The organism is Bacteroidia bacterium (genome assembly GCA_016218155.1).
Classification (GTDB): domain Bacteria; phylum Bacteroidota; class Bacteroidia; order Bacteroidales; family GWA2-32-17; genus GWA2-32-17.
In genome coordinates this window covers 49,589-69,898 of record JACREQ010000108.1, presented here as the reverse complement: position 1 = coordinate 69,898, position 20,310 = coordinate 49,589, and the positions used below count along the sequence as shown (strand labels likewise).

19 protein-coding genes are annotated in these 20,310 nt (G+C 30.9%); 15 read left to right on the top strand and 4 right to left on the bottom strand.

The genetic code is table 11. The features are described from left to right. Positions 1-61 precede the first annotated feature (61 nt). On the top strand, positions 62-943 hold the full coding sequence (locus tag HY951_18445; GenBank protein ID MBI5542042.1) for a bile acid:sodium symporter family protein: 882 nt from the start codon (positions 62-64) through the stop codon (positions 941-943). A gap of 1 nt (position 944) precedes the next feature. Here the strand turns inward: HY951_18445 and HY951_18440 are convergent, their stop codons facing one another. From HY951_18440 to purE, 3 genes are read right to left on the bottom strand one after another with little or no spacing between them, the layout of a single operon-like run. Further along, entirely contained in the window at positions 945-3,029 is a 2,085-nt protein-coding gene (locus HY951_18440) for a helix-hairpin-helix domain-containing protein (protein MBI5542041.1), read from the bottom strand. A 6-nt stretch (positions 3,030-3,035) separates the two neighbouring features. Beyond that, positions 3,036-3,890 carry a hypothetical protein gene (locus HY951_18435; GenBank protein MBI5542040.1) on the bottom strand — a complete coding sequence of 285 codons (855 nt, stop codon included), beginning with the start codon at positions 3,888-3,890 and terminating at the stop codon, positions 3,036-3,038. 1 nt (position 3,891) lies between these two features. Next, entirely contained in the window at positions 3,892-4,404 is a 513-nt protein-coding gene (purE, locus tag HY951_18430; GenBank protein ID MBI5542039.1) for a 5-(carboxyamino)imidazole ribonucleotide mutase, read from the bottom strand. Between the two features lie 132 nt (positions 4,405-4,536). Between purE and hpt the strand changes: the two genes are divergently transcribed. The 5 genes from hpt to dnaJ all read left to right on the top strand — a co-directional run bounded on the left by hpt (position 4,537) and on the right by dnaJ (position 8,862). Continuing rightward, positions 4,537-5,073 (top strand): hypoxanthine phosphoribosyltransferase, encoded by a 537-nt coding sequence (hpt, locus tag HY951_18425; protein MBI5542038.1) that lies wholly within the window; start codon positions 4,537-4,539, stop codon positions 5,071-5,073. Between the two features lie 7 nt (positions 5,074-5,080). Further along, positions 5,081-5,659: an adenylate kinase gene (locus HY951_18420; GenBank protein ID MBI5542037.1), complete on the top strand. Its 579-nt coding sequence runs from the start codon at positions 5,081-5,083 to the stop codon at positions 5,657-5,659. A gap of 91 nt (positions 5,660-5,750) precedes the next feature. Further along, positions 5,751-6,743, top strand: coding sequence for a GTPase ObgE (obgE, locus tag HY951_18415; protein ID MBI5542036.1), 993 nt, complete (start codon positions 5,751-5,753; stop codon positions 6,741-6,743). Positions 6,744-7,057: 314 nt separating this feature from the next. Then, entirely contained in the window at positions 7,058-7,693 is a 636-nt protein-coding gene (locus HY951_18410; protein ID MBI5542035.1) for a nucleotide exchange factor GrpE, read from the top strand. Positions 7,694-7,704: 11 nt separating this feature from the next. Beyond that, a complete protein-coding gene (dnaJ, locus tag HY951_18405) occupies positions 7,705-8,862 on the top strand; it encodes a molecular chaperone DnaJ (GenBank protein ID MBI5542034.1) in 1,158 nt (385 codons plus the stop codon). Positions 8,863-8,874: 12 nt separating this feature from the next. Here the strand turns inward: dnaJ and HY951_18400 are convergent, their stop codons facing one another. Then, on the bottom strand, positions 8,875-11,748 hold the full coding sequence (locus tag HY951_18400; GenBank protein ID MBI5542033.1) for a PAS domain S-box protein: 2,874 nt from the start codon (positions 11,746-11,748) through the stop codon (positions 8,875-8,877). Between the two features lie 297 nt (positions 11,749-12,045). On the opposite strand from HY951_18400, the gene HY951_18395 reads away from it, so the two are divergent. From HY951_18395 to HY951_18355, 9 genes are read left to right on the top strand one after another with little or no spacing between them, the layout of a single operon-like run. Then, positions 12,046-12,978 (top strand): 4Fe-4S dicluster domain-containing protein, encoded by a 933-nt coding sequence (locus HY951_18395; GenBank protein MBI5542032.1) that lies wholly within the window; start codon positions 12,046-12,048, stop codon positions 12,976-12,978. Between the two features lie 19 nt (positions 12,979-12,997). Next, positions 12,998-14,317, top strand: coding sequence for a polysulfide reductase NrfD (gene nrfD / locus HY951_18390; GenBank protein MBI5542031.1), 1,320 nt, complete (start codon positions 12,998-13,000; stop codon positions 14,315-14,317). Further along, on the top strand, positions 14,307-15,206 hold the full coding sequence (locus HY951_18385) for a cytochrome c (GenBank protein MBI5542030.1): 900 nt from the start codon (positions 14,307-14,309) through the stop codon (positions 15,204-15,206). The genes nrfD and HY951_18385 overlap by 11 nt, the downstream gene beginning before the upstream one ends. Before the next feature lie 10 nt (positions 15,207-15,216). Next, on the top strand, positions 15,217-15,984 hold the full coding sequence (locus tag HY951_18380; GenBank protein MBI5542029.1) for an SCO family protein: 768 nt from the start codon (positions 15,217-15,219) through the stop codon (positions 15,982-15,984). A gap of 10 nt (positions 15,985-15,994) precedes the next feature. Then, positions 15,995-17,596: a cytochrome c oxidase subunit I gene (gene ctaD / locus HY951_18375; protein ID MBI5542028.1), complete on the top strand. Its 1,602-nt coding sequence runs from the start codon at positions 15,995-15,997 to the stop codon at positions 17,594-17,596. Between the two features lie 16 nt (positions 17,597-17,612). Beyond that, the gene (locus HY951_18370; GenBank protein ID MBI5542027.1) at positions 17,613-18,227 is read left to right on the top strand and encodes a cytochrome c oxidase subunit 3 family protein; all 615 of its coding nucleotides are present in this window, start codon (positions 17,613-17,615) and stop codon (positions 18,225-18,227) included. A 10-nt stretch (positions 18,228-18,237) separates the two neighbouring features. Next, positions 18,238-18,522, top strand: a complete 285-nt coding sequence (locus HY951_18365) for a cytochrome C oxidase subunit IV family protein (protein MBI5542026.1) — start codon at positions 18,238-18,240, stop codon at positions 18,520-18,522. An 11-nt stretch (positions 18,523-18,533) separates the two neighbouring features. Continuing rightward, entirely contained in the window at positions 18,534-19,460 is a 927-nt protein-coding gene (gene coxB / locus HY951_18360) for a cytochrome c oxidase subunit II (GenBank protein MBI5542025.1), read from the top strand. Continuing rightward, positions 19,450-20,307: a protoheme IX farnesyltransferase gene (locus tag HY951_18355; protein MBI5542024.1), complete on the top strand. Its 858-nt coding sequence runs from the start codon at positions 19,450-19,452 to the stop codon at positions 20,305-20,307. Before coxB ends, HY951_18355 begins: the two co-directional genes overlap by 11 nt. Positions 20,308-20,310: the final 3 nt, after the last annotated feature.

Here is a 20,310-nt window from a genome sequence, read left to right as displayed (position 1 = left end):
TATCCTTTATTTTTATTTGATATTTGAATTTGTAATTTCTCAACATAATTGTATAGTATAAATGGGTGAATATTCTTTTGTAGATATTTTAGTAAATGCAGTACTTGCAATTATAATGTTAGGTGTAGGCTTATCGCTTACTATTAATGATTTTAAACAAATTATTGTTTTTCCAAAATCAATAATTACTGCACTTACTATTCAATTGTTTTTAGTGCCTGCAATTGCTTTTTTAATAGCATATTTATCAAATTTATCTCCAGAACAAAAGGTTGGGATTGTACTTGTTTCGACTTGTGCTAGTGGAGCATCTTCAAATCTTATAACCCATCTTGTGAGGGGAAATGTTGCATTGGCAATAACAATGACTTCTCTTAATAGCGTTATTTCAATTTTAACATTACCTGTTATAGTTAGCCTTGCAATATTTTTTTTTCTTGAAATTGATACTGAGATTTCATTGCCGTTTGGAGAAACTATTTTGCAGATCTTTTTAGTTACTATAGTTCCTGCATTTATTGGTATTGTTATTAGAAGGTTTAATGCAGTCTTTGCTACTAAAATGGAAAAGCCATTAAAAATAATTTTACCGTTAATTCTATTTCTTGTTTTTGCAATAAAAATATTTGCCGGAAAAAGTCAGGGAGGTTCAGGGATTACCATATACGAAACCTTATATATTTTTCCGTTTGTGTTGTTATTGAATATACTTGCTATGTCGGCAGGTTTTTATTTTTCGAAATTATTAAAATTGGAATTTAGAAATCAGTTCACAATTGCAATTGAAGTGGGTTTGCATAACACTGCCTTAGCATTGTTAGTAGCTGGTACAATACTTAAAACTCCTGAAATGGAAATGCCTGCACTGGTGTATTCAATGTTTTCATTCTTTACAGCAATTCTATTTGTATATGTTGTTAAAGGAAAAAAAATCTTTAAGTAGATTAAAGAAGTATTCTCATTTGTAATTTAACTTCAGTCTTTGTTTTTCCATCTATTTGTGTAAGTCCCGAGCTAATGGTATTCATATTTGAGTAATATGTTTGTCCATATCTAAACCACAAATCAATTTTCTTAGTTACTGAATATTTTACATTAAAATAAAACCGTGTTCCTTTATCATATAAAGCAGGAACAGAGAAAGCATAAAGTACATCATTCTCATATTCGTATAATCTTGAGTCATATCCGTCAGTGTCAAAAATACAGTAACGTGCAGAAAAAGTCAAAGGAAGTTTTACAGGTTTATAAATAAAATCCTGATAAATTAAAAATCCTTTTTCGGTTTTAGGATATTTGTTATATGTTAACCACTCAATTCTGTTTCTTAATTCAATTGTTTGAGATACTTTATATGAAATGTGAAATCTGATTTTTGTAGATTTTACATCTTCTATGCCTTCAATAACCGAAGGAATGGTAGTTGGTATATTTTCTGGTTTAATTTTTTGTTTATAACGAACATACATACTTACCTGTCTGCTGGGGGTAAATGCAGCTTCTACCAAATAATCACTCCCTTTTGAAGGCGCATAAACTCCATATTTCAACCATGGGAAAGTAAATAAATCATAATAACCCGAAATTCTCCATTTTGCATATGGGTATATTGTTGTACCAATATAAAATCCATGTTCATTTGCATTTACCGAGTTTTCTCCAAATGCACTACTATAATTTGCCTGATAGTTTCTTTCATAATTTCTGTAAATTAATGCCATGTTAATTTGTGAGGAAAGATTAAATAACATTCCACTCATAAATGCTTTTCCTCCATTTTGACTCAATGCTCCTTCACCAAAAACTGTTACATCTTTTATCATAAATTGGTAGTCGAGACCTACATTAGCATTAGATTGTCCGCTAAAATCATATTGGTTATAAACTGTAGGAGTTTTTAAAAGATTTGCGCCATAGCTATATTGAATTCCTGTAAGACCAAGTCTGAACTTTTCCATATTTAGTGAAATATTTCCTCCTAATACAGTTTCAGAAACCGATTTGCGATCTGCTAGTTCAGTTGGTGTTGCATGTTCACTGCTTGTTTGTAATGAACTTATATCCTCAGCTTCACCTGTCAAAGAGTCAATAGCTGTAATATTTGCGTCAATTTTTTTTCTTGATGCAAATGCAGTAAAATCTAATCTTTTAATCCTGAATGTTGCTCCAGCACCCCTGAAAAAAAGATTTTCATCTGCACTTGAATATTTTTTTAGTCCTTGTGCTTTTTTTCTGGTATTTGTTACCAATGAAGATTTTCCATAATTATAACCTGAGCATACAACTAATCCCTGACCAAATTGAGCATAATAGTCACCTATAACAATTGTTTTTAACGGACCAATATCTTTAACTAATATATGTGCTGAATAAAAATCGAAACCTCTTTTCTGGCTTCCTTTAAAGAACTCTTCTCCGGGATCTTTATCGGCAGTTATACCCCATGAGATTTTAGTCTTATATGAAAAAGAATATCTGAAAAACAATCTGTTTGGGCTTCCTAAATATCTTGAATTCGGGCTAGCTGCTAAAGCAGAGTCGGTAATTGGAGAATATCCTGCTTGTTGTTCTAATACTCGTTGGGTTCTGATAAATACTTTATGACCACCATATTTTAATGCTTTCTTTGGGTCAAAACCTAAAATAGGATCTTCCTTTTTTACAGTTATAAATGGAAGTATCATTCGCAGATATTCTTCATTAAATCCGGTAACATTAAGCAACTCGTAAATGCTTAATAATTGTCCATAGTCTTTCTGGTATTGTAATATTGCGTTTATCTGAAAATCACTTAATAGTTGTAATTTTTCAAGATCGGTTTTTGTTGCAGTATTTATATTTAAAGGTTCATTTAAGTAGAATGTTAAATCTTCATACAATGTTGTGTAATCTAACTCTCTGTCTGTGTTTGAAGCAATTTCTTCAATAAATTTTTCGATAATTTCTTCACTTGATCCTGCTTGTTGTTGCTGAGAAAAAGTAGTAACAGCTATTGAAAATGAAATTAATATTAGAAAAAATAGCTTCATTTTCTATTAATTTGTTAAACGCTGTGTTGAATTTTTTCCTAACTCGAAACTAAATCCAATATGAGGTGATATACCCAAAACTTGATGTGATGAAAATGAAATATCTGCCTTTATTCTTTTATAAACATAGCCAATACCTAAGCTCATTTGATTTGGGTTACTTGTTACACCTGCTCTTATATATAAGTTTTCTAAAAATCTGTATTCCATTCCAACTTTATATATTGGATTATATTGAAGTTCTTTTTCTGCTTCAACAGTACATAAAACTTTTTCGGAAAATTCGTAAGCTATTCCAAAAGTTATGGTTGTTGGTATTCGTTCATCGTTATAAGCTGCTATTTTTGATCTGCTTAAATTATAAATATGCCCACCAATGTAAAGATGTTTTATTGGTTGAGCCAATAGGCCAAGTTCTGCAATAAAAGTTCCTTTATTTCCGTATTCTTCAGCATAAAATGTGTTTAAGTAATTAAATTTTACTCCGAGTGAGAATTTTTTACCTAATGATTTTGCAAATGCAAGTCCGACTCTGCTTTCATTATATTTTGAATATCCGAATTGCATTAAGTCAATTGCAAAAACTCCTGAAGATGTAGGATAAGCAAAAGCTCCGGCTTTTAAACCAAGTTCTTTTAAAGCAAATTTATTTTCGTAAAATAACCCAAAACTTGGTTTAGTAAGGAAGGCTAATCCAGCTTGGTTATGGGTAACAGACCATAAGTCAGAAAATGCAACTCCGGCAGTTCCCATTCCGGCTTGTCTTGCACCCAATGGGTAACCTTCATTACCTGCAAGAATATTTTGACAGGAAATAAAAAACATTAAAGCAATGGTAATCTGGAATTTAAATTTCCACATATTAGTTTACCTTATATTCAAATTTATACTGTTCCAATTCTTTGTTTGCTTTTACAACTTTTCCTGCTAATCCGGCTTTATATTTTTTTGATTTTTCAAATAATTCTACATTTCCAGTAGAAAGAATTTGAATTGCAAGAATTGCAGCATTTAATGCAGCATCTAAACCAACAGTTGCAACCGGGATTCCCGGAGGCATTTGTAAAATAGATAATATGCTATCCCAACCGTCAATTGAAATTGAACTACGACAAGGAACTCCGATTACAGGAAGTGGGGTAGAAGCTGCAATTACACCAGGTAAATGAGCTGCTCCACCAGCACCGGCAATTATAACTCTAATTCCTTTGTCATATGCATTTGATGCAAATTCTTCAACTAACTGAGGAGTTCTGTGAGCCGATAATGCATTTACTTCAAATGGAATTTGGAAATCATTTAAAAGTTTGGCTGCTTGTTCCATTACAGGCCAATCAGAAGTACTTCCCATTATTATACTAACTAACGGTTTCATCTTTTTATGAAATTTATAATTATCTGTAAAAATAGCTTTATTTGGTCGATTTTTAAAACTTGAATTCTAAAATGATTTTTTTATTTAAAAATTTTGTCATTTTTATTAACTTTCCAACTTTAAAAATTATGTATGAAGAAAATCAAAATACTTGATAAAGAGTTTGAAGTCTCAATTAAGGAAAATGAAATTCAAAGTGCAGTTAGTAAAATTGCAGTTCAGTTAAATAATGACTTAAAAGATAAAGAAGTTATTTTTATTGGTATTCTTAATGGTTCTTTTATGTTTGCTTCCGATTTATTTAAGCAAATTACTCTTGATTGTAGAATAACTTTTGTGAAAGTAGCTTCTTATCAAGGAACAATTTCTACCGGAACAGTAAAAAGTTTAATAGGAATAAATGAAAATATTAAAGGAAAGGTAGTCGTTGTATTAGAAGATATTATTGATTCTGGCGAAACTTTAGAAAATATAATTTGTCAGCTAAAAGGATATGAACCAGAGCAGATTCTTATTGCCACTTTTCTTTTTAAACCAAAAGCATTTAAAAAGGACTATAAAATAAATTACATTGCAATTGAAATTCCAAACGATTTTATTGTTGGATATGGTTTGGATTATGATGGTTTTGGAAGAAATTTACCCGAAATTTACACACTAGTAAAATAAATTAATTATGCTGAATATTGTTTTATTTGGACCTCCGGGTTCTGGAAAAGGTACTCAATCTGAGCGTTTAATTAAAGATTATCAGTTAATTCATCTTTCAACTGGTGATATATTAAGAACTGAAATTGCTGCACAGTCACAACTTGGTATCGAAGCACAAAAAAAAATGGATAAGGGTGAGTTAGTTCCTGATAGTGTTGTGATAAGCATGATTAGTGGAATTATTGAAAAAAACAGTAATGCCAAAGGTTTTATTTTTGATGGATTTCCTCGTACTCAGGCACAAGCTGAAGCATTAGACGAAATGTTGGCAATTCATTTTACTAAAGTAGATTTATTATTAATGCTTGATGTTGATGAAGAAGTTCTTAAAAAAAGACTTGTTTTAAGAGGTGAAAAATCAGGTAGAGGTGATGATGTGAACATTGATATTATAACAAATAGAATAAATGTTTACCGATCTCAAACAAAACCTGTGTCTAAATATTATAAGAAACAAGGAAAATCATTTCCTATTAACGGAATGCAAACTGAAGAAGAAGTCTATTCAGACATTGTACATGTAATGGGTAAGTTTGTTAAGTAACACAAATATTTTGTCATACTGAACGTAGTGAAGTATCTATTTTGACGAAATATTTTTCATATTTGAAAGCAATTTATAACAAAGAATAAAAGTGTCAGAAAATAATTTTATAGATTATGTAAAAATTTGTACCCGTTCCGGTAAAGGTGGATCGGGATCGCGACATTTTTATCGTGATAAGAGAACCATGAAAGGTGGTCCTGATGGTGGCGATGGTGGTAGAGGCGGACATATAATTCTTGAAGGAAACAGTCAGATGTGGACGTTGTTACATTTACGTTACAAAAGACACATTTATGCAGAAAATGGTGCGTCGGGAAGCGGTAAAACTTCCACTGGTGCCGAAGGTGAAGATGTAATAGTTCAGGTACCGCTTGGTACAGTTGCAAAAGATGCAGAAACAAATGAAATAATTGCAGAAATAACAAAGCACGGAGAAAGAATTATTCTTCGTAAAGGTGGTAGAGGTGGTTTAGGCAATTCACATTTTAAATCGTCAACTCATCAGACTCCGCGCTATGCACAACCTGGTGAGCCCGGAAGCGAAGGTTGGAATATTTTAGAATTAAAAATTCTTGCAGATGTTGGTTTGGTTGGTTTCCCCAATGCAGGAAAAAGTACTTTATTGTCGGTTGTTTCAGCTGCAAAACCTGAAATTGCAGATTATCCTTTTACCACTTTAGTTCCAAATATTGGTATTGTAAATTACAGAGATTATCAGTCATTTATTATGGCAGATATCCCTGGTATTATCGAAGGTGCATCCGAAGGAAAAGGATTAGGATTAAGATTTTTACGCCATATCGAAAGAAATTCTATATTGTTATTTCTGGTTCCTGCAGACAGCAAGGATATAATGAAAGAATATAAAATTCTATTAAGCGAAATTGAAAAATATAATCCTGAACTTTTAACAAAGAAAAGAATATTAAGTATTTCAAAGTCAGATTTACTCGACAAAGAATTAAAAAAGGAAATCAAAAAGGAAATTAAAAAGATTGATGTGCCATATTTGTTCTTTTCTTCTGCAATTGGAGAGGGACTCACCGAATTAAAAGACGAAATATGGAAAATGCTTGCTTGATTTTAAAATAAAAACTTTATAATTAACGTGAGTTCGAAATAAGAAAACGATGTTAGTTCGGCGCGGCGAAGAGTGAAATTCTGAAAGAATTTCGTATCGAAAACTAGTCGTTTTGTTCATTTCGATACAAATTTTCTTCGAAAATTCACTCAATATAACAAAACTTTGTATTCTATTATTTTATTTCGAACTCACGTTAATTAAGTAAATTCCTAAATTCCAATATCCTTAAATTTCTACAACTGTCAAATTGTCGTACTAATATATATGGCAGAAATTTTGTAAAATTGCATCCCAAATAAAAAATTGCAAAAATGGGAGATTTAAACGAAGACAAAGTGCAGGAAGATGTTCAGCAGGAAGCTAATCAGGAGATTAACCCAGAGGTAACTGCTGAAGATAAAGCTACTACTTTTGAAACCGAATCAATTCCGGTTGTTGAAGAAAATAAAAAATCTAAAAAGAAGAATATTTTCAGAAAAGACAAACCTGATAATAACGAGGAGATTGTAAAGCTTAAAATGACTATTGCTGAGTTAAATGATAAGCTTTTACGTAATGCAGCTGAATTCGACAATTATAAAAAACGCACTTTAAAAGAGAAATCTGATTTGCTTAAATATGGAAGTGAAGTGGTTTTGTCAGGTGTTTTATCTGTAATTGATGATTTTGATCGTGCTCATAAATCAATTAGTGAATCAAATGATATTGAGGCAGTAAAGACTGGGATAAATCTTATTTATTCTAAGTTTAATGAATTTGTAATGCAGCAAGGTGTAAAAGAAATTATTGCAAATAATGTAGAATTCAATACTGATTTGCATGAGGCTGTTACACGTTTTCCAGCACCATCTGAAGAAATGAAAGGTAAAGTAATTGATGTAATTCAAAAAGGATATACTCTAAATGATAAAGTGATACGCTTTGCAAAAGTTGTTGTAGGCGAATAAAAAAAATATCAATGGCGAAAAGAGACTACTATGAAATTCTTGAAGTGTCAAAAAATGCTTCAAAGGAAGAATTAAAAAAAGCATATAGAAAAAAAGCATTGCAATTTCATCCTGATAGAAATCCGGGTGACAAATCTGCAGAAGATAAATTTAAAGAAGCAGCTGAAGCGTATGATGTTTTAGGTGATGATAATAAACGGAGTCGTTACGATCAGTTCGGACATGCAGGTGTAAGCGGACCACAAGGTGGTGGCGGTGGATATGGTGGTGGTTTTGATATGGAAGACATCTTCAGCCGTTTTGGTGATATTTTCTCAGATTTTGGTTTTGGTGGCTTTGGCGGTGGATTTGGGTCACGTGGTGGAGGCAGAAATGTTCGTAAAGGCACAAATCTTAGGGTAAAAGTAAAACTTAGTTTAAATGAAATTTCTGATGGTGTAGAGAAAAAAATAAAAGTAAGAAAATTAGTTGCATGCAAAACCTGTAGTGGCTCAGGGGCAAAAGATAATTCCTCATTTCATACATGTTCATCTTGTAAGGGAAGTGGATATGTAACTAGAGTACAGCGTACAATTTTAGGCAATATGCAGTCTTCTGCACCTTGTTCTGCTTGCTCTGGTGAAGGAAAAATTATTGTTAACAAATGTCCTAAATGTTCAGGTGAAGGTGTTGCAAACGAAGAAGAAATAATTACATTAAATATTCCGGCAGGTGTTGCAGATGGTATGCAGCTTTCTGTTAGTGGCAGAGGGAACGCAGCAAGAAGAGGTGGAGTTAATGGTGATTTAATTGTACTTGTTGAAGAAGAAAAACATCCAGATTTTATCAGAGATGAAAATAACCTTATTTACGATTTGTTAATTTCTATTCCCGATGCAATAACCGGTGCTCCTGTTGAGATTCCTACTCTTGATGGAAGAGTTAAAGTAAAAGTTGAACCGGGAACACCTTCAGGCAAGTTGTTAAAATTGCGTGGTAAAGGTTTGCCTGATGTTAATGGTTACAGGCGTGGTGATTTAATAGTAAGAATCCTTATTTATATTCCTTCGTCAGTTTCAAAAGATGAAAGAAAAATTCTTGAAAAATTAAACGAATCAGATAATTTTAATCCTGAAGTTGCAAAAAAGGATAAATCTTTTTTTGATAGATTTAGAAACTATTTTGATTAATGTTTATTTCTGTTATTTGTTAATATGTTGATGTATCTTTAATAAAAGCTTATCTTTTATTATCGGTTTAGATATATAAGCATTGCAACCACATTCTAAAATCTTCTTTTCATCTTCTGAGAAGGCAAAAGCTGTTTGAGCAATAATTGGAATTGTTTTATTTGTTTTTCTTATTTCAATAGTTGTTTTATAGCCATCTAAAACAGGCATCTTCATGTCCATTAATATAAGATCAATGTTTGAATTGTTTTTTAGAATTTCCAATGCAATTTTTCCGTTTTCGGCAGCAATAATATTAGCTTTTGTTGAAAGTAAAATACTTTGAATAAACAATGAACTTGTTTTATCATCTTCAACAATCAGAATGTTTTTATTTTCAAGGTCGAGTAATTTTATTACAGTAGATTCATTATTAATTATTATTTCTTTTTTTATGTTGTTTGGAAGAGAGAAATAAAAAGTTGAACCAGAATTTACCTCTGACTTAACCCACATTTTTCCACCAAGCAGTTCCACAAAAGCCTTTGAAATAGAAAGACCTAAACCAGAACCTTCATATCCTCTGGTGTATGATTCACTACCTTGTCTGAATCTTTCGAATATTAATTTTTGGTTTTCAATAGGAATTCCCATTCCTGTATCTTTTACATAAAATTCAATTTTATTGTTATTTAATTGGCAACCAATTACTATTGAGCCTGATTTTGTGAATTTTATTGCATTATTTATCAGGTTTGTAAATATTTGATTGAACTTTGTTAGATCTGTTTCAAAAATACAATCAGAATCCTGTAGTTCACTTTCAATTTTTAATGTTAGTCCATTCTCGCTTGCATGATTATTAAAAAAATTATATAATTCCTCAAGTGCTTTATTAATATTTATTTCATGAAAATATAAAGATATTTGCCCGGATTCTATTTTAGAGATATCTATTATGTCATTTATAGTGTTAAGCATTCTTTGACCACTTTGTTCAATGATTTCAATAAATGATTTCTGTTTTTCAACGGATAAATTATTTTCTTTAAGTAAACCGGCAAAACCTAAAATTCCATTCATTGGAGTACGAATTTCGTGACTCATATTAGCCAGAAAAGCAGATTTTAAACGATCGCTTTCTTCAGCTTTTTCTTTGGCTCTAATTAAATCAGATTCTTCTTGCTTACGCTTTGTTATATCTCTTACCACATGAATCATCCCTATAGCCTGAGAATTAATGTCTAACCTTGGTATTGCCCTTATTTCAAGAAAACGATCGAGATGTGGTTCATATAATTCGAAAATACCTGGTGTCCCATTTTTCATGCAGTCGCAACTCGGACAACCTTTAGGTGGGTTATATGTTCCGTGGTATAAAGAGTAACATTTTAATTTTAGTTGTTTTTCAAATTCCGGAATGTTTAACAATTCTTTCCCTGCTTTATTTACATGTATTATGTTATAATCATTATCATGAATAGTTATCATGTCTGTTATAGATTCAAAAGTGTCTTCCCAGTCTTTCTTTGACCTGTAGATAGCTTCTTCTGATAATTTACGCTCAGTAATATCTTTTACAATATGAGTAAAGGCATATACATTATTATTTATATCTAATATTGGAAATGCTGTAAGCTCAAATGTTCTTCCGTTTTTTGTGTATTCTGAAACTTCGGTTTGTTTGCTTTTAAATGAATTTGAACATGGACATTCTTTTATAGGTGAATTGTTATTATGAACCAATAAGCAGCATTTATTTCCTATAATATCATCTCTTTTTAATCCTAACATGTTAATACCTGCCTTGTTGATTTCTAGTATGTTATGGTCAGCTGTAAGCAACATTACTACGTCGTTAATTGCATCAAAAGTTGCTTTCCAGTTTTCAGATGCTTGTTCTAATGCCTTTTCAGCTATTTTTCGCTTAGTTATATCTGAAGTAATTCCTCTTATTTTTATTATTCTATATTGTTCATCGCGAATAAAAATCATAGATATTCTGGAATGAACAATAGTTTTATCTTTCCTGATTAAATCTACTTCAAGTTCGGCTTTATTTCTTAGTTTATCATATTGTTTTTTCATTAGGTTTATTTGTCCTTCTTGAAATTCGTCTTTAATTAATTTTGCCGATTCTGTAGTCATATAATCATCAAGAGACATTTTCATATGTTCTTCTGCTGTATATCCCAGATATTTAAAAACTGAAGCAGTTTCATAAATAAGTTTAAGATCTTCATTCATTATCCATAAAATGTCATCAGTATTTTCAACAATAAACTGATATTTGGCTTCGCTTTCTTTAAGTTCCTTTGTTTTTTCTTCATTTTTTGTTCTTTCTTTATCAAAACTCTTTTTAACTAAAATGGTGAGTACTCCAAATGATATTATTGCAAGAAATAGTCCCGTCCATTGATCAACAAATTGAGTTTTCTTATCTGGGTATGGAATTATTAAAGAAGGAAAGAAAATTTGAAATAATATCAATAAAGCAGAAATTAAAAGAATGAAAATAAATGTTGTCCAGTAATTTTTTTTAGAGCTGCAATAAATTAATGCAAAAATGCCTATATAAAAAAAGTTTGATGTTGAGCCTTCTATTCCTTGAAGTGTAAACCAATTATATAATAAAACAAAAGCTGTGACAATTTGAAATGGGATTTCTATAGGTTTTGTAATTTTTTTTACTGACGATAAATAAAATAGTACAGAATAGGCAATTCCACATATGCCAATTAAACAATTAAGAAAAAATGGAATATTATTAAAAATATTAATAGTAAAGCCAAAAAAACAAATTAATGCTCCAATAAACATTAAAATGTTTGATAATTTATTTTCAAGAATTAACTCATCTTGATTACCAAAAAGTAATAAGCTTATTTTATTATTTTTTTTGATCATTTCTTTTATAAAGTTATTAATATAATGTATTGAGAAATAGAAAAAAAAGGTCTGAAAGTTATATTGTTTAGCCTTTTACTTTTATAAATATATTATGTATTATTACGATTGTAAGAAAAAATAGTTGTTGTAAAACATATTTAATAGAGATGATACTTAGTTTTTTTGTTATCTGTTTTAAAATATGTACATTGTTAATTGTTTTTTTATTAGTTATTATGATAATTAATATTTAATCAGGTACTATAATGCTAATTAATTTATTTTTTTCTTATTTTTACAAATCAATTTTTAAAAATGGAAGAGAAAAAAGAACCAAAAGAAAATAAAAGAAGGGAGTTTCTTAAAACCCTGGGTATTATTGGTGCAGCTGGTGCAAGTGGAGCAATGGCACTATATTTTGGACAGCAATACGAAAAAATAAAATCCGGTAAAAAAGTCAGACTTTTAACAGTTGATAATAAAGTTGTGGAATTTGAAAACGGTGAACTAAAGGAATTTAAGGGCACAACTGAAGATTTTATTGCCAGAGGCAGAGAAGGACTGCCTGGTAAAAGCTGGGTAATGGTTATTGATCTTGCAAAATGTAGAAATGCTAGAAAATGTATTTCTGCCTGTCAGAATGCTCATCATTTAAAACCTGAACAGTATCATATTAACACACTGCAGATGCAGGATTCAGAAATGGCATCTCCTTATTTTATGCCTAAGCCATGTCAACATTGTGATAATCCGCCATGTGTTTCAGTTTGTCCCGTTGATGCAACATTTAAAAGAACTGATGGCCCGGTATTAATAGATAATGAGCGTTGTATTGGTTGTCGTTTTTGTATTGCTGCTTGTCCATATTCTGCCAGAATATTTAATTGGTTTGATCCTAAAGATGCAGAAAAATTTGCGAATGATCCTTACGATATAGAATTAAATGTTCCACAAAAAAGAGGCACTGTTTCAAAATGCTTATTTAGTGCAGATAGATTAAGGATAAATGAATTACCATATTGTGTTTCAAATTGTCCTAATGGTGTTTATTATTTTGGAGATAAAAATGAAGATGCTGTAACAAATGGTACAACAAAAGAAACTGTTAGATTAAGTACCTTACTTAAAGACAATGCAGCGTATCGGTTAATGGAAGAGTTAGGTCAGGAGCCAAGAGTATATTATCTTCCACCTAAAGACCGTCTTTTCCCATTTCCTGAAGAGGAAAATAAAAATAATCATGTGTAATTTATTTAATTAATTAAGAATGGACGAAAAAACAAAATCCGGAATAATACATGATTTACTGAAATCTGTAAAGTTAAATAATGGGTTTTATTTATGGATGGCATTTCTTACATGTAGCTTAGTTTTTTGCTTAACAGCGTATTATCAACAGTTAACAACAGGATTAGGTGTTACAGGGCTTAGGGACTATGTTTCCTGGGGAATGTATATTGCAAACTTTGTGTTCTTTGTTGCATCAAGTTTAATAGGAATGTTAATAAGTTCTGTATTAGGTTTAACAGGACAGAAATGGGTTACCCCTATAACAAGAATGGCAGAAATAATTGCATTTGCATTTGCTGCTGTTGCAGGTTTAGTTATAGTTTCTGATATGGGGCGCCCCGAAAGATTGTTGAATGTATTTATTTATGGTCGTTTTCAATCCCCAATATTATGGGATGTAACTGTTGTTACAACATATGTAATGATAAGTTTACTTTTATTTATTGTTCCAATGGTTCCTGATTTAGCAATTGCATACAAAACCAGAACTGATCTTCCAAAATGGCAGAGATTGCTATATAAATTATTGTCATTAAATTGGGTAGGTTCAAAAGAGCAAAAAGAATTATTACATAAAGCGGTCAGAATCCTTTTAATTTTGGTTATTCCTGTTGCTTTAGCTATACATACAGTTACTTCATGGTTATTTGCTGTAACCCCAAGAGCAGGATGGAACTCAACTATTTTTGGTCCTTACTTCGTAACCGGAGCATTTGTTACAGGTGTTGCATCTGTTATTATTGCAATGTATGTATTCAGAAAAATCTATAATTTAAAAGATTATATTAAAGATATTCACTTCGATAAAATTGGAAAACTTTTAGTTCTGGTTTCATTGGTTTATCTTTATTTTAATATAAATGAATTTTTAGTCCCTGGTTATAAAATGCCAAAGCACGAAGCAATAACATTGCACTCGTTATTTAATGGAGGACATGCAATAATGTTTTGGTTTGTTCAATTGGCAGGATTAGTTATTCCAATATTTTTACTTTTGTTAAAAAGATTTAGAAAACCTACACCATTATTAATTATTGGATTATTTGTTTTTGTAGGTGCATGGCTAAAAAGGTATTTAATTGTAATTCCTACTCAGGAACATCCATTTCTGCCGGTTCAGAATGTGCCTGATAGTTATACTTTCTATAAACCTACTTTTACTGAAATTTGTATAACACTTGCTTCATTTATACTAGTGTTAATTATTGTATCTGTGTTAGCAAAAGTATTTCCATTAATTCCAATTCAAGAAACTATTGATGAACAAAATAATAAAACTGAATCGCATGAAGAATAGTTTTATAATAATTGCTATTATAAGTTTGTTAGGAACATATGTTAAAGCTCAAACACCATGGGTTGTTCCTGACGATAAAAAAGGATTATTGGCTCCTGTTAAATTTAGTGATGAAACAAAAAAGTTAGGTCTGGAGGTTTATAATAAAACCTGTGTCTCATGTCATGGACATCCTGGACAACCTGATCAGGCAAAACTTGTACCTCTACCAAAAGATCCTGCTTCAAAAGAATATCAGGTAAATTTAGATGGTGAGCTTTTTTATAAGATAACTGAAGGTCGTGGATTAATGCCTTCTTTTAAAAAGATGCTTAAATCAGAAGAAATTTGGAATATTATTAGTTATGTTAGAACATTTAACAAAGAATATGTTCAGAAAGTTGGAAGTCAGGATTCAGCTTCTGCAATAAATGGTAAAATTTCTGCAAAACTCGAGTATGTAATTAAAGATAATAAGATAAATGTTAATTTAATACAGGAACTAAATAAAAAGCCTGTTTCTGGTGCTAAATTATCACTTTATGCAAAAAGAAATTTTGGCTGGTTACCACTAGATGAAGTAAGATCCTCGAATGTTTCGGGACAATTGACTTTTAAATACCCTAATGATTTGCCGGGCGATAAAGAAGGAAATGTAACTGTTAAAGTTAATATGGCAAATACTGATGGAACAGAACAAACAGTTATTGATACAATTATTAAAACAAATGTAAAGTGTAAACAATATAATATACTTGATGAGCGTGCAATGTGGAATATTCGTTCAATGGCTCCTGTGTGGCTTGTGTTAGCATATAGTGGTGCTGTGTTTGCTGCATGGGGAGTTATTTTTTATATATTATGGCTTTTGTTAAAAATTAGAAAAAGTGGAGCTAATGCTTTAGATTAATATGAATAAAATGAAAAAAATTATTTTTCTGATTTCAATTTTGTTTGCCTTTAGTGGCGTGAAAGCACAATTACTTGGACCAGGAAACGATACAATAGGTATTTCTGAACATTTAGACCAAACTGTTCCATTAGATTTAAAATTCTTTAATGAGGATAGCGTCTCAGTGTCACTTGGTCAGTTAATAAATAAGCCAACTGTTTTGTCATTTGTTTACTATGATTGCCCTGGTATTTGTACTTATTTACAAGAAGGTGTATCAGATTTAATAGCAAATTCTGATCTTGTTCTCGGTAAAGATTACGATGTGATAACAATTAGCTTTAATTACAGAGATAAGCCATCTGCTGCAATAATGAAGAAGGCTAACTTTACAACTAAAATACCTGTTGATAAAAGAAACTCATGGACATATTTAACTGGAGATAGTGCCTCTATTAATAGTATTTTAACTAGTGCAGGGTATAAAATAAAAATTGCAGGATTGGATTTTTCTCATCCTTCAGGAATTATAATTCTTAGTCCAAAAGGAAAAATAACACGTTATTTTTATGGCTTGACATATTTGCCTTTTGACTTTAAATTAGCAGTAATTGAGGCTCAACAAGGGCTTTCCAGACCTACTATTAACAAAATACTCGATTTTTGTTTTGCATACGATCAGGAGGGTAAAAAATATTCATTACAGGTAACTAAAGTTTCTGCAACTATAATTATATTTTTTGCAGTTATACTTTTTATTTTTTTAATAATAAAATCAAAAAGACGTAAAAAATAAGTAATATAATATGGAAGTTTCCGCAATTGACAATAGTTTCTTAAAACATGGAACCAAGTATAAAGGAATACTTGGTTGGCTAACATCTACCGATCACAAAAGAATTGGTTTGATGTATATGTATGCAATAATGATATTTTTTGTTGTAGGAGGATTACTGGGTGGTTTAATGAGGTTAGAATTATTCAGACCCGGACAGGATATTATGACTGCACAAACATATAATGCAGTATTTACTGTTCATGGTGTTATTATGATTTTTCTTGTAGTTATTCCTGGTCTGGCTGCAGTCTTTGGAAATATTTTAATGCCTATAATGATAGGTGCACGGGATGTTTCTTTTCCTAAGCTTAATTTATTTTCATTTTATATTTATGTTATCGGAGCTATTTTGGCAATACTTTCTCAATTTCTTGGAAAAGGCGCACCTGATACAGGATGGACCTTTTATGCGCCATATAGTACAGATACAAATACTAATGTAGTTGCTGCGGTTTTAGCAGCATTTGTACTAGGATTTTCATCAATTTTAACAGGACTGAATTTTATTGTAACAATTCACAGATTACGAGCACCAGGAATGACATGGTTTAAAATGCCATTATTCCCTTGGTCGTTATATGCAACAGCATGGATACAGCTTTTAGCAACACCAATTGTAGGTATAACATTATTAATGATTATTGCTGAAAGATGGTTTAAAATTGGTTTTTTTGATCCTAATCTTGGTGGTGATCCAATTTTATTTCAGCATTTGTTCTGGATTTATTCTCATCCTGCAGTTTATATTATGATTTTACCTGCAATGGGTGTTATTACTGAAATTATTCCAACTTTTAGTCAGAAAAAAGTATTCGGATATAAAGCAATTGTTTTTTCTTCTGTTGCAATTGCAGCAGTTGGCTATTTAGTATGGGGGCACCATATGTACACTGCCGGAATGAGTACAACTGCCAGATGGTTTTTTAGCTTGTTAACTTTTATTGTTGCTGTTCCCAGTGCAATTAAAGTGTTTAACTGGATTTCTACAATGTATAAAGGCTCTATTAACTTAAAGCCACCGTTTTATTTTACAATGGCTTTTGTTTTTAATTTTATGATTGGTGGTTTAACTGGTCTTGTATTGGGTTCTTTAGCAACAGATATTCATGTTCACGATACTGCTTTTGTTGTAGCTCATTTTCATTATATAATTTTTGGAGGAATGGGCTTTGCATTTCTTGCTGCTATTCATTATTGGTTTCCTAAAATATATGGAAGAATGTATAATAATAAACTGGCAAATACTTCTTGTGCATTTATATTTGGTGGATTTACTTTACTCTATTTTCCACAATTTATTATTGGAATGCAGGGAATGCCAAGAAGATATTTCGATTATTTGCCACAATATGAATGGGGGCAGGTGTTTTCTTTCTTTGGTGCAATAGTTTTAGCAATCGGTGTTATTATAATGCTATTTAATCTTTTTAAATCTGCTAGAAAAGGAGAAATTGCCGGTCCAAATCCTTGGGGAGGTAAAACTCTTGAGTGGACAATTGCATCACCTCCAACAGTTGAGAATTTTGAAGAAATTCCTGTTATTACTCAAGGTCCTTACGAATATAAATAAAATGTAATAATTTATAATGGAGAATAAAATTTCACATACAGAGCACCGGGATGATACTGCATCAAAAATGGGAATGTGGTTATTTATTTTTACAGAACTATTACTGTTTGGTGGTTTGTTTATTGTTTATGCAGTATATCGATCTAAATATTCCGAAGATTTTCATGTTGCAGCTAATCAGTTAAACACTTTTGTTGGAACAATAAATACGATAATTCTTTTAGTTAGTAGTATGACTGTTGCAATGTCGGTAACTGCATTAAGAACAGGAAATAAAAGTCTTACATTAAAGCTGTTGGCTACAACAATTTTCTTTGCTTTTCTATTCCTTGTCAACAAATATTTTGAGTGGGGTTTAAAAATTGATCACCATTTATATCCTGGCTCAGAATTAATGCTAACTTTAAAAAGGGGTGAGCTTTTGTTTTTTGGTTTATATTATTTTATGACAGGTTTGCATGCTTTACATATTATTGTAGGTATGATACTTTTAATTGTAATATACAGAAAAGTTCAAAATGGCAGATTAACAAAGGACGATAATGCATTGTTGGAAAATGGAGGACTTTATTGGCACCTTGTTGACTTAATATGGATATTCCTATTTCCGTTGTTATATTTAATTTCATAATTTATTTAATATGGAACAAGAACATCAACATATAACATCTTACAGAACATATGCGATAGTATTAACGGTATTGCTTTTTCTTACTGCGTTAACAGTATATGTAACCTGGTTCGATTTCGAGGCTCTTACAATTGTTGTAGCTATGGCAATTGCTTCTGTTAAGGTTACAATAGTTATAAGCTATTTTATGCATATTAAGCATGATAAACTAGTATTTAAGCTAATGGTAGGAGTTGTATTTCTACTGATACTTGTTATCTTTTTAATTTTGTTTTCTGATTATTTATTTAGATAAAACCATATAATATGTTATTACAGGTGGCATCAAATTTTGTAGAGGGCGTTGATAAAGCGTTCTTTATTATTATGGGAATAGGAGTGTTTTTTATTGTTGGTTTAACATCTCTGATGTTGATTTTTGTATTTAAATATAATAAGAAAAAACATCCACAGGCAGTTCAGGTAAAAGAAAGGACTATGCTTGAAGTGGTGTGGACTGTCATACCGCTAATAATTGTTGGTTTTATGTTTTATTATGGTTATATAGCTTTTATTCCTATGCGTGAAGCGCCAAAAGACGCACTGCAGATTACAGCTGTTGGAAAAATGTGGGAATGGAATTTTATATATGAAAATGGTAAGGAATCAAAAAAGCTTGTTGTTCCATTTAATAAAGCAGTAAATTTAAAATTAGTTTCTGTAGATGTTGTTCATAGTATATATATTCCAGCATACAGAATTAAGGAAGATATGGTAAAAGGTGAACCAAATTTCATGTGGTTTATTCCAACTCAGAAGGGCAGGTTTGATATCTTTTGTGCTGAGTACTGTGGTGTTCGCCATTCTTATATGTCATCAGAGGTAAATGTTATTGATGAAGATAAATTTAATTTGTGGTTATCCATAATAGAAAAGAAATCAAAAAAGGAAGAGTTGCCGGGATTTCTTGTTATTAAAAATAATGCCTGCACAGGTTGCCATTCATTAGATGGAACTAAACTTGTAGGTCCTTCTTTTAAGGGATTGTATGGAAGAGATGTAACTGTTGTTACAAATGATGTTGAAAGAAATGTAAAATCTGACGATGAATATATTAAAAACTCTATTTTAAATCCTGATAATGATGTTGTAAAAGGATATAATAAAGGATTGATGAAATCATATCAGTCCATTTTGAAAGAAGAAGAAATTCAACAGATAATAGAGTATTTTAAAACACCTGATGAAAAGTAATTTAATAATAGAATACTTAAAATTATCTAAGATATTTCTATCGTTAGCTGTTGCTTTTTCTGCATTTGTTGGTTATTCGCTTTCCCAAAATATTGATTTTAGTTCTTCAGTAATTCTCATTCTCGGTGTTTTTCTTATGTCGTCTGCAGCTTCTGCTATTAATCAGATTCAGGAAAGAAAAACTGATTTATTGATGAGAAGAACTGAGAACAGACCCATCCCGTCAAAAAAGATTTCAGTTAATTCTGCAATTGTGTTCAGTGTTATTTTAATAACAATAGGTTTTGGATTATTGTTAAATCTAAATATATACTGTGCATTATTGGGATTATTAAACGTTGTTATTTATAACTTAATCTATACTCCGTTAAAATATAAAAGTCAGTTTGGTTTAATAGCCGGTGGTCTGGTTGGTGCAATACCACCTGTTATTGGCTGGTCTGCTTCGGGTTTAGTGCTACTTCCATCAATTGTTTTTTTCTCTGTTTTTATGTTTTTATGGCAAATACCACATTTCTGGATATTGCTTGCAAAATATAAACAGGATTATGTTAATGCAAATATTAAAAGTATATTAGAATCAGTTGAACCAAATAATTTTAAGCTTTTATTGTTTATTTGGATATTGTCAACCTCTCTTCTTACATTTATGTTTCCTTATTTCGAAATAGTTTCAGGAATATTTGGAATACTATTGCTGGTTTTGATAAATGTTTTTGTGATAATGAGTTTTATTAAAATGCTTTTTTTTCAGAAAGAACAACAGCAGTTTAAATTTGCTAATATATCTGTTCAGGTATATCTTTTGGTCGTTTTCTTTTTAATAATAATTGAAAATTCCTTCTGATTA